Annotated in this window: 11 protein-coding genes and 1 pseudogene; 10 read left to right on the forward strand and 2 right to left on the reverse strand. The window is 72.6% G+C overall.

Features of this window, described 5'->3' with window-relative positions:
- Positions 1-24 precede the first annotated feature (24 nt).
- Positions 25-1,359 carry a nicotinate phosphoribosyltransferase gene (locus ACIQOV_RS13740; protein WP_401048355.1) on the reverse strand — a complete coding sequence of 445 codons (1,335 nt, stop codon included), beginning with the start codon at positions 1,357-1,359 and terminating at the stop codon, positions 25-27.
- Between the two features lie 140 nt (positions 1,360-1,499).
- Here ACIQOV_RS13740 and clpS point away from each other — a divergent pair, with 140 nt between their 5' ends.
- From clpS to ACIQOV_RS13775, 7 genes are all read left to right on the forward strand, one after another.
- Positions 1,500-1,793 (forward strand): ATP-dependent Clp protease adapter ClpS, encoded by a 294-nt coding sequence (gene clpS, locus ACIQOV_RS13745; protein ID WP_049654313.1) that lies wholly within the window; start codon positions 1,500-1,502, stop codon positions 1,791-1,793.
- 130 nt (positions 1,794-1,923) lie between these two features.
- Positions 1,924-2,496 (forward strand): DUF2017 domain-containing protein, encoded by a 573-nt coding sequence (locus tag ACIQOV_RS13750; RefSeq protein ID WP_401048358.1) that lies wholly within the window; start codon positions 1,924-1,926, stop codon positions 2,494-2,496.
- 304 nt (positions 2,497-2,800) lie between these two features.
- A complete protein-coding gene (locus ACIQOV_RS13755; RefSeq protein WP_401048363.1) occupies positions 2,801-4,189 on the forward strand; it encodes an amino acid permease in 1,389 nt (462 codons plus the stop codon).
- Positions 4,190-4,346: 157 nt separating this feature from the next.
- A complete protein-coding gene (locus ACIQOV_RS13760; RefSeq protein ID WP_359904141.1) occupies positions 4,347-4,778 on the forward strand; it encodes a M67 family metallopeptidase in 432 nt (143 codons plus the stop codon).
- A gap of 139 nt (positions 4,779-4,917) precedes the next feature.
- Positions 4,918-5,037, forward strand: coding sequence for a putative leader peptide (locus ACIQOV_RS13765; RefSeq protein WP_387694855.1), 120 nt, complete (start codon positions 4,918-4,920; stop codon positions 5,035-5,037).
- Positions 5,038-5,154: 117 nt separating this feature from the next.
- Entirely contained in the window at positions 5,155-5,433 is a 279-nt protein-coding gene (locus ACIQOV_RS13770) for a MoaD/ThiS family protein (RefSeq protein WP_030242903.1), read from the forward strand.
- Between the two features lie 71 nt (positions 5,434-5,504).
- Positions 5,505-6,473, forward strand: a complete 969-nt coding sequence (locus tag ACIQOV_RS13775; RefSeq protein WP_359904138.1) for a cysteine synthase — start codon at positions 5,505-5,507, stop codon at positions 6,471-6,473.
- A 57-nt stretch (positions 6,474-6,530) separates the two neighbouring features.
- Here the strand turns inward: ACIQOV_RS13775 and ACIQOV_RS13780 are convergent, their stop codons facing one another.
- Positions 6,531-6,989 (reverse strand): type II toxin-antitoxin system PemK/MazF family toxin, encoded by a 459-nt coding sequence (locus tag ACIQOV_RS13780; RefSeq protein ID WP_380545619.1) that lies wholly within the window; start codon positions 6,987-6,989, stop codon positions 6,531-6,533.
- Positions 6,990-7,175: 186 nt separating this feature from the next.
- On the opposite strand from ACIQOV_RS13780, the gene ACIQOV_RS13785 reads away from it, so the two are divergent.
- From ACIQOV_RS13785 to ACIQOV_RS13795, 3 genes and pseudogenes are all read left to right on the forward strand, one after another.
- Positions 7,176-7,367 carry a MarR family transcriptional regulator gene (locus tag ACIQOV_RS13785; RefSeq protein ID WP_359904135.1) on the forward strand — a complete coding sequence of 64 codons (192 nt, stop codon included), beginning with the start codon at positions 7,176-7,178 and terminating at the stop codon, positions 7,365-7,367.
- Positions 7,368-7,611: 244 nt separating this feature from the next.
- Complete coding sequence (locus ACIQOV_RS13790) at positions 7,612-8,358, forward strand: MBL fold metallo-hydrolase (RefSeq protein ID WP_401048362.1); 747 nt, start codon at positions 7,612-7,614, stop codon at positions 8,356-8,358.
- Positions 8,359-8,585: 227 nt separating this feature from the next.
- A pseudogene (locus tag ACIQOV_RS13795) lies at positions 8,586-9,158 on the forward strand (hypothetical protein); the annotation flags it as partial.

Consider the following 9,158-nt stretch of genomic DNA (forward strand, 5'->3'; position numbering starts at 1 on the left):
GCCGGTCCCGGCCCCGGGCTCCGGTCAGTGGGCCGGCCCGGCGGGCAGGACCAGTTCGGTCGGCAGCACCGGGTCGCCCTTGGACAGTTGGGTGGCCGACAGCGGCAGGGCGGCGCGGGCGCGCACGTGCCGTTCGCGGGCGGCGCTCAGCGGCTCCCGGCCGACGGTCTCGCCGTCCAGCACCAGCGGTACTTGCACCAGGTGCGGGCGCAGCCCGTCCGGGACGGGTCCGGTGCCGACCACCTCGGCCTCGGCGACGCCGTCGGCGTCGGGCCGGCGGGCCGCCCACTTGCGGCCGCCGATGCTGGTCTTGCCGCCGGCCGCGCGCTTGGCGACCGGCACCATCGGCCCGCCCTCGGTCCCGGCGCGGGCGACCAGCTTGTAGACCATCGCGCAGGTCGGGTGGCCGCTGCCGGTGACCAGGCTGGTGCCGACGCCGTAGCCGTCCACCGGTGCGGCGGCCAGGGCGGCGATCGCGTACTCGTCGAGGTCCGAGGTGACGATGATCCTGGTCCGGTCGGCGCCGAGCTCGTCCAGCTGGCGGCGGACCCGGTGGGCCAGCAGGGTGAGGTCGCCGGAGTCGATCCGGACGGCGCCCAGTTCGGGGCCGGCCACCTCGACGGCGGTGCGCACGGCCTCGCGCAGGTCGAAGGTGTCGACCAGCAGCGTGGTGCCCTTGCCCATGGAGGCGATCTGCGCCGTGAAGGCGTCCCGTTCGCTGTCGTGCACCAGGGTGAAGGCGTGGGCGGCGGTGCCGGTGGTCGGGATGCCGTGGGTGAAGCCGGCCTCCAGGTCGGAGGTGGCGGCGAAGCCGGCCACGTAGGCCGCTCGGGCGGCGGCGACGGCGGACTGCTCGTGGGCGCGGCGGGCGCCCATCTCGATCACCGGGCGGCCGCCGGCGGCGGCGGTCATCCGGGAGGCGGCGGCGGCGATGGCCGAGTCGTGGTTGAGGATCGAGAGGATCACCGTCTCCAGGATCACGGCCTCGGCGAAGCTGCCCTCGACGGTGAGCAGCGGCGAGCCGGGGAAGTAGACCTCGCCCTCGGGGTAGCCGTGGATGTCGCCGCGGAAGCGGTAGTCGGCGAGGAAGCGCAGGGTGGTCTCGTCGACCACGTCCTGGTCGGCGAGCCAGTCCAGCTGGGGGGTGGTGAAGCGGAAGTTCTCGACGGCGTCCAGGACCCGACCGGTGCCGGCCATGACGCCGTATCGGCGGCCGCTCGGCAGGCGGCGGGTGAAGACCTCGAAGACGGAGCGGCGGTGCGCGGCCCCGCTGCGCAGGGCGGCCTGCAGCATGGTGAGCTCATAGCGGTCGGTGAGCAGCGCGGTCGAGCCGGCCGCGCGCACGGAAGTGGCGTCCATACGGATGATGCTACTACCACTTAGCGTCAGAGTGACGATTTCTCGGCGAGCGTGCCGGGCCGGAATCGCCGGGGTGTCCCCCGGATGGCAGCATGGGGCATGAGGGGTTACGGACGACTGTGCAGCGAGGAGGACCCGGCTTGAGCGTCGCGCCCGTGGAGATCGAGCGCCCGGAGGTCGAGGGGGTGCCGGTGACCGAGCCGGACACGCCCTGGGTGACCATCGTGCACAACGACCCGGTCAATCTGATGAGCTACGTCCAGTACGTCTTCCAGGCCTACTTCGGCTATCCGAAGGACAAGGCCCGGAAGCTGATGATGGACGTCCACACCAAGGGTCGGGCGGTGGTCTCCAGCGGCTCCCGCGAGGAGATGGAGCGCGACGTCCAGGCGATGCACGGCTACGGCCTCTGGGCGACGCTGCAGCACGACTGACGCCGGACCGACCGGCGCCGGCGGTACGGGCGTCGGCGCGACCGGCGCACAGGCGGCCGGGGCCGGCCCGACGGGTGCCGGACCGCCGGCCGTACGACCGAAGACGACGAAGACGGGCTGACCGATACAGATGGCTGGGTTGTTCGAGAGTGCCGGCGGTGGCGGCGCGGCGATCGCGCTGGACGAGTGGGAGGCCTCCATCCTGCGCTCGCTGGAAGTGCAGTTGCTGGAGCTGATCGGCCCAGGCCCGGGCGGGGAGGGTGACGACCCCTTGGCCGCGCTGTTCGCCGAGGGCCCGACCGAGGCTCCCGCCGACCCGGCGCTGGCGCGGCTCTTCCCGGACGCCTACGGCGACCCGGGGAAGCCGGAGGACGAGGAGGCCAGGGTCGCGTCCGGCGAGTTCCGCCGCTTCACCGAGCTGGACCTGCGGGCCCGCAAGCGGGACGACGCGCTGTTCGTGGTCCGGGCGCTGGACGGCCTCGGCGACGGCGGGGTGCTCAAGCTGGCGGTGCCCGACTGTCAGCGCTGGCTGGGCGCGCTGAACGACCTGCGGCTGGCCGTCGGCGTCCGGCTGGAGGTCACCGAGGACGACGAGGACGGCCTCTACGAGCTGCCGGACGGCGACGAGCGCAAGCCGCTGATGATGGCGTACCTGTGGCTGGGAGCCCTTCAGGAGTCGCTGCTGGAGGCCATGGCGGACTGAGTCCGAGCGGACCCGTCCCTCGGGGGAGTGATCCTGCCCGATTCCGGGCAAGCCCCGGCCGTTTCGTCCAGAATGTGGACGATTGGCCGGGGCATTTCTTATGAAAATCGAGCAAACCATACCAGGTCATGCTCAAATAACGCTCAGATGGACACCGCTGTCCGAACTTCGCGTGGTACGACTTCTCCACCCCCGAGACCGACCAGGACGGTGCACAGTGGCCGAGAAGTTGTACGACGAAAGGGTCGACAGCGCGGCGGACGGCGAAGGCTACGAGCGCGGGCTCGGCAGCCGCCAGATCCAGATGATCGCGATCGGCGGAGCGATCGGCACCGGCCTGTTCCTCGGCGCCGGCACCGCGATCTCCCGCTCCGGCCCGAGCCTGATCCTCTCCTACGCCGTCGCCGGCCTGGTGATCTTCGTGATCATGCGGGCGCTCGGCGAACTGCTCACCTACCGACCGGTCTCCGGCAGCTTCGCCGAGTACGCCCGGGAGTTCCTCGGCCCCTTCGCCGGCTACGTGACCGGCTGGACGTACTGGCTGTTCTGGGTCGTCACCGGCATGGCGGAGACCACCGCCGCCGCCGTCTACGTGCGGTTCTGGGCGCCCGACATACCGCAGTGGGTCAGTGCGCTGACCTTCCTGGTCCTGCTCTACGCGGCCAACCTGATCTCGGTGAAGCTGTTCGGCGAGATCGAGTTCTGGTTCTCCATGGTCAAGGTCACCGCCATCATCGGCATGATCCTGATCGGCGTCGGGGTGCTGACCCTCGGCTTCAGCAAGGCCGGTGACACCGCGTCGCTCGGCCACCTCTGGCAGGACGGCGGCTTCTTCCCCCAGGGCATCGGCTCCACCGTGATGACCCTTCAGATCGTCATGTTCGCCTACCTGGGCGTCGAACTCGTCGGCGTCACCGCGGGCGAGAGCGAGAACCCCGAGAAGACCCTGCCGCGGGCCATCAACACCCTGCCCTGGCGGATCATGCTGTTCTACATCGGCGCGCTGGTGGTCATCCTCTCGCTCGTGCCGTGGACCGAATTCCGGCCCGGAGTCAGCCCGTTCGTCGCCGCCTTCGGCAAGATCGGCATCCCGGCGGCGGCCGGCATCATCAACTTCGTGGTGCTCACCGCCGCGCTCTCCTCCTGCAACTCCGGGATGTACTCCACCGGCCGCATGCTGCGCGACCTCGCGCTGCGCGGCCAGGCCCCGGGGCGGCTCACCAGGCTCAACTCCCGCCGCACCCCGGCCTTCGCGATCACCGTCTCCTGTCTGCTGATGGGGATCGGCGTGGTGCTCAACGGCGTCGTCCCGGCGCGGGCGTTCGAGTACATCACCTCGGTCGCCACGGTCTGCGGCCTGTGGACCTGGGCGATGATCCTGATCTCCCAGATCCGCTACCGCCGGGCCTGGCGGGCCGGCCACCTGCCGGCGCCCACCTTCAAGGCACCCGGCGGCGCCTGGGTCAGCTGGGCCGCGCTCGCCTTCCTCGCCCTGGTCGTGGTGCTGATCGGCCTGGACCGGGACAACCGGATCTCGCTGTTCGTCTTCCCCTGCTGGGCCGTGCTGCTGGTGGTCGGCTACCAGGTGCTCAAGCGCCGCGATCCGCGGGCCCTCCACGACGCCGCCGCGGACCGGCAGCCCGCCGACGACGGCAACCTGCCCGCCGGCGACGGGAGTCTGGACGCCCGCTGACCGGGCCCGGACGCCACGGCCCGGCCCCGGCGCCACCACCCGGAAGCGGACACCCACCGCCCGGACGCGGACACCCGCCGGCCGGACGTGGACACCCACCGACCGCGCCTCGGACGCCCCGGCGGACAGCCGCCGGGGCGTGGCTATCCTGGCCCGCATGCTGACCATCACCCGAGAACTCCGCGACCGGATCGTGGCCCACGCCCGCGCCGACCACCCGGACGAGGCCTGCGGCGTGGTCGCCGGACCGGCCGGCAGCGGCCGGCCCGAGCGGTTCGTCCCGATGCTCAACGCCGCCCGCTCGCCCACCTTCTACGAGTTCGACTCGGGCGACCTGCTCAAGCTCTACCGCGAGATGGACGACCGGGACGAGGAGCCGGTGATCGTCTACCACTCGCACACCGCCACCGAGGCCTACCCCTCGCGCACCGACGTGAGCTACGCCTCCGAGCCGTTCGCCCACTACGTCCTGGTCTCCACCGCCGAGGGCGAGGGCGAGGACGACCCGTACCAGTTCCGCTCGTTCCGCATCGTGGACGGCGAGATCACAGAGGAAGACGTGCAGGTCGTCGAGGCCTACCCGGTCTGACCGGCACCCCCGCGGACGCGGCCCGCCGACCCCTCCCGAAGGGGCGGCGGGCCGCTGTCGTCTCAGCCCTGGGAACGGGAACATCCGGATCCCGAGACAGCCATGTCGGAGCGGGCCCGGGAATCTATACGATGAGCCCATGCGTTCCGTCGATGTGAGCACTCAGGCCCCGGGCATCCGCCTCGTGGCGCGCCTGCACATCGACCTGTGCCGGCACGCCGGTGCGATCTGTCCCGGCACGCCCGCGCGCTCGCGCTGAGAGCCGCTTCACCACCTCACCCGGGCCCGCCGCCCCCGGCGACGCCGAGCCCGGGGCGACCGCCCCGCCGCCTCCGCCGCGGCCCACTCACTCCACGACTCGCCCAGGAGCGCACTCATGGCCATCGAGGTCCGCATCCCGACCATCCTCCGCACCTACACCGACGGCGCCAAGGCCGTCGAGGGCAACGGCAGCAACCTCGGGGAACTCTTCACCGACCTCGACGCCCGCCACCCGGGCATCGCCGCCCGCCTGGTCGAGGGCGGCGAGCTGCGCCGCTTCGTCAACGTCTACCTGAACGACGAGGACGTCCGCTTCCTGGAGGGCATCTCCACCGCCCTCGCCGACGGCGACAGCGTCACCATCCTGCCCGCCGTGGCCGGCGGCGCCCGCTGACCTCCCGGTTCCCCCGCCCGCACGGCGGGGGAACCGCCCTCTCCACCCCACCGCCTTGGCCGGAGGCCCCCTTGCGTTACGACAGTCCGCTCGAAGCCGTCGGCAACACCCCGCTGGTCCGTCTGCCGAGGCTGTCCGCCGCCGTCCCCGGCAACGCCGACGGCCTGGTGAGCCTCTGGGCCAAGCTGGAGGACCGCAACCCGACCGGCTCGATCAAGGACCGCCCGGCCCTGCACATGATCGAGCGCGCCGAGGCCGACGGCCGGCTCACCCCCGGCTGCACCGTCCTGGAGCCCACCAGCGGCAACACCGGCATCTCGCTGGCCATGGCCGCCAAGCTCAAGGGCTACCGGATGGTCTGCGTGATGCCGGAGAACACCAGCGAGGAGCGGCGCGAACTGCTCCGCATGTGGGGCGCCGAGATCATCCCCTCCCCGGCGGCCGGCGGCTCCAACACCGCCGTACGGATGGCCAAGGAGATCGCCGCCGAGCACCCCGACTGGGTGATGCTCTACCAGTACGGCAACCCCGACAACGCGGGCGCCCACTACACCGGCACCGGCCCCGAGATCCTCGCCGACCTGCCCACCGTCACCCACTTCGTGGCGGGCCTCGGCACCACCGGCACCCTGATGGGCGTCGGCCGCTACCTGCGCGAGAAGGTCCCCGGCGTGAGGATCGTCGCCGCCGAACCGCGCTACGACGACGTGGTGTACGGGCTGCGCAACCTCGACGAGGGCTTCGTCCCCGAGCTGTACGACGCCGAGGTGCTCACCACCCGCTTCTCGGTCGGCTCCGCGGACGCCGTCCGCCGCACCCGCGAACTCCTCCAGCAGGAGGGCATCTTCGCGGGCGTCTCGACCGGCGCCATCCTGCACGCGGCGATCGGTGTCGGGCGCAAGGCGGCGGCCGCGGGGGAGCGCGCGGACATCGTCTTCGTGGTCGCCGACGGCGGCTGGAAGTACCTGTCCACCGGCATCTACACCGCCGAGTCCACCGAGGCCGCGGTCGAGGCGCTGCAGGGCCAGCTCTGGGCGTAGGGCGCGGGGCCCGTCCCGTGGATCCTCGCCGGGCCCGCGGAATCCGGGGGCAGGCCGCTAACCGCGCGGCAGCGCCCGCTGCGCCCGGGCCCAGACCTGCCGGTCCACCGCGCCGGCCCGGCGGCGGAAGGCCGACAGCGGTACCTCGCGCAGCTCGTCGGTCTCCAGCCAGCTGGCCCGGCCCTCCCGGTCACCCACCGTCCCGGGCGGCAGCGGCAGTACGCCCGGGCGTTCCGCGTGGTGCTTGCTGGTGATCTTGGCGACGGTGGCGGTCCGGCCGCGCACCCGCAGCACCAGGCACGGGCGGTCCTTGGACCCGGGCCCGTCCTCGAACGGCACCTGCGCCCACCAGATCTCCTGCGGCTCGGGGCCGGCCCCCGGCCGCGGCTTCGGGCCGGTCGGCCCGGCCGGGCGCGGGGCCGGGCGGGTGCGCCGCACCAGCGCCGCCGCGGCGGCGGCCAGCAGCGCGACGCCCAGCAGCGACAGGACGAGCCAGGTAGCGGTCATGCCGTTCATGCGGCGAACCGTACCGGGCCGGGGTGACCGCCACTACCGTGCCGGCCGTGACAGTCGGGCATTTGTCCGCGCATTGCTCCCGGTTCGTCACGGAACTGCCACAATGCCCGTTCTGCGCCCGGAGTCCCGGCCGGTCCGGCAAGGCTGCGTCACGAACGTCCGCCCCCGTCCCCCGGAGGTGCCCCCGTGACCCGTGGCCCCGAGCTGTGGTCCTGCGCCGAGATCGCCCGCCACATCAACGTCCGGCCCGCGACCGTCCGCAGTTACCGCCGGCACCGGCTGCTGCCCGATCCGGACGTGATCGACGGCAGCGGCCGCCCGCGGTGGTACCCGTTCACCATCCGTACCTGGGCCCGCAACCGGCCCCGGCGCCGCTGATCCCCGGCCCGTCAACCACCCCCGCTCCCGCTCCCGGCGTTCTGGTGATTCCGCCCACAGCCCGGCACGGGGACGGGGGCAAAGTGCCGCTCCGCCCTTACCCTCGACACACCAACGCAGTGCTACCGGCCGGTTCGCCGCGCCCGGCCTGCCGTTTTCCATGCCGTTTTCCACGCTGTCCGGTGGAGGACGGCGATGCCGTTTTCCAGCAGCAGCCAGGATGTGTCGGGGCGGAGGGGCTCGGATGAAACTGACCGTGGTGGGGTGTTCGGGGAGCTTCCCGGCCCCCGACTCGCCCTGCTCCAGCTACCTGGTCGAGGCCGAGGGCTACCGCGTCGTGCTCGACCTCGGCAACGGGGCCCTCGGCGCCCTCCAGAAGTACACCGGCCTCTACGACGTCGACGCCGTCCTGCTCAGCCACCTGCACGCCGACCACTGCGTCGACCTGTGCGCCTACTGGGTGGCCCGCAACTACCGCGCCGAGGGCTGCCCGGAACTGCTGCCCGTGTACGGTCCGGCCGGCACCGCCGAGCGGCTCGCCCGCGCCTACGACATGCCGGAGAACCCCGGGATGAAGGAGGTGTTCGAGTTCCGCACGCTCACCCCCGGCAGCTTCGAGCTCGGCCCGTTCCGGATCGGCGTCGCCCAGGTCAACCACCCCGTCGACGCCTTCGCCTTCCGGCTGGAGCACGACGGCCGCTCGCTGGTCTACAGCGGGGACACCGGCGAGAGCGCCGAACTCGTCGAACTCGCCCGCGACACCGATCTCTTCCTCTGCGAGGCGGCGTACATCGACGGGCGCGACACCTATCGGGCCGTCCACCTCAACGGCCGCGAGGCGGGCGAGCACGCCGCCGCGGCCGGCGCCCGCCGGCTCGTCCTCACCCACATCCCCCCGTGGACCGACGCCGAGCACAACCGGCGGGACGCCGCGGCCGCCTACCCGGGGCCGGTCGAGGTCGCCCGGGCCGGTGCGGTGTACGAGGTCTGAGCAGCTCGGCGGGGGTTGCGCGGGGTTCCGCGGAATTCCCGGGAAAAAGTTCCGGGACGACCCGCAACCTCGCCGCCCCCCGTACGTCCTAGTAGGTGAGCGGCGGGAAACGCCGCCGGAACGGTCGGCCCGTCGGGCGCGGCCGCGATCACACCACTCACCAGGCTTGCTTCGTGCTGCCCGGATCCGGCCGTGTCGGTCCGGAGCGGAAATCCAGGGGGATTCCCATGCGCAAGACCAACCGTGCCCTGAACCGGGCCCGCCGGCTCGCTCCGGCGGTCGCGCTGACCGCCGCGCTGGTCGCCGGCGGCGCCGTGACCGCGACCCCGGCGTTCGCCACCGCCGGGCCGCTCAGCCTGACCGTGCACGCCCCGGCGGTGGTCGGCTTCGCGGGCGGGCCGGTCGAGTTCACCGAGCACATCGGCAACCCGGGGGACCAGGGCACGTCCGTCGTGCTGGACTTCGAGATCGAGAGCGACCTCGGGACGCCGCCGGACGCCCTGAGCCTCGACTACTTCAGCGACATGACCGGTGGCTGGCTGCCGGTGGACCTGAAGGCGCGCTCCGAAGGGAACCGGATGGTCAACGCGGGCGGCACCGGCAAGGTGACGGTCCCGGCGGGCGGCGCCGACGTCAGGCTCCGCCTCGGTGTTCCGATGGGCAAGCCGCACGACGGGGCCACCAACGGTGGCACCGGCCCGAACCTCGCCTTCCGCACCGCGGTCAAGGGCTGGTGGCAGGACTCCCCGGTCGAGCCGCCGCTCAACGACACCCACGTGATCAACGTGGAGGGGATCACC

Origin of the sequence: Kitasatospora sp. NPDC091257 (assembly GCF_044757675.1) — a bacterium.
In the GTDB taxonomy this organism is placed as follows: Bacteria; Actinomycetota; Actinomycetes; order Streptomycetales; family Streptomycetaceae; genus Kitasatospora; species Kitasatospora lactacystinica.

Coding starts and splice junctions, on each gene's coding strand:
- ACIQOV_RS13750 (WP_401048358.1), top strand. CDS start 1,924: ATGGCTGGGTTGTTCGAGAGTGCCGGCGGTGGCGGCGCGGCGATCGCG.
- ACIQOV_RS13760 (WP_359904141.1), top strand. CDS start 4,347: ATGCTGACCATCACCCGAGAACTCCGCGACCGGATCGTGGCCCACGCC.
- ACIQOV_RS13755 (WP_401048363.1), top strand. CDS start 2,801: ATGATCGCGATCGGCGGAGCGATCGGCACCGGCCTGTTCCTCGGCGCC.
- ACIQOV_RS13740 (WP_401048355.1), bottom strand. CDS start 1,359: ATGGACGCCACTTCCGTGCGCGCGGCCGGCTCGACCGCGCTGCTCACC.
- ACIQOV_RS13770 (WP_030242903.1), top strand. CDS start 5,155: ATGGCCATCGAGGTCCGCATCCCGACCATCCTCCGCACCTACACCGAC.
- ACIQOV_RS13780 (WP_380545619.1), bottom strand. CDS start 6,989: ATGAACGGCATGACCGCTACCTGGCTCGTCCTGTCGCTGCTGGGCGTC.
- ACIQOV_RS13790 (WP_401048362.1), top strand. CDS start 7,612: ATGAAACTGACCGTGGTGGGGTGTTCGGGGAGCTTCCCGGCCCCCGAC.
- ACIQOV_RS13765 (WP_387694855.1), top strand. CDS start 4,918: ATGCGTTCCGTCGATGTGAGCACTCAGGCCCCGGGCATCCGCCTCGTG.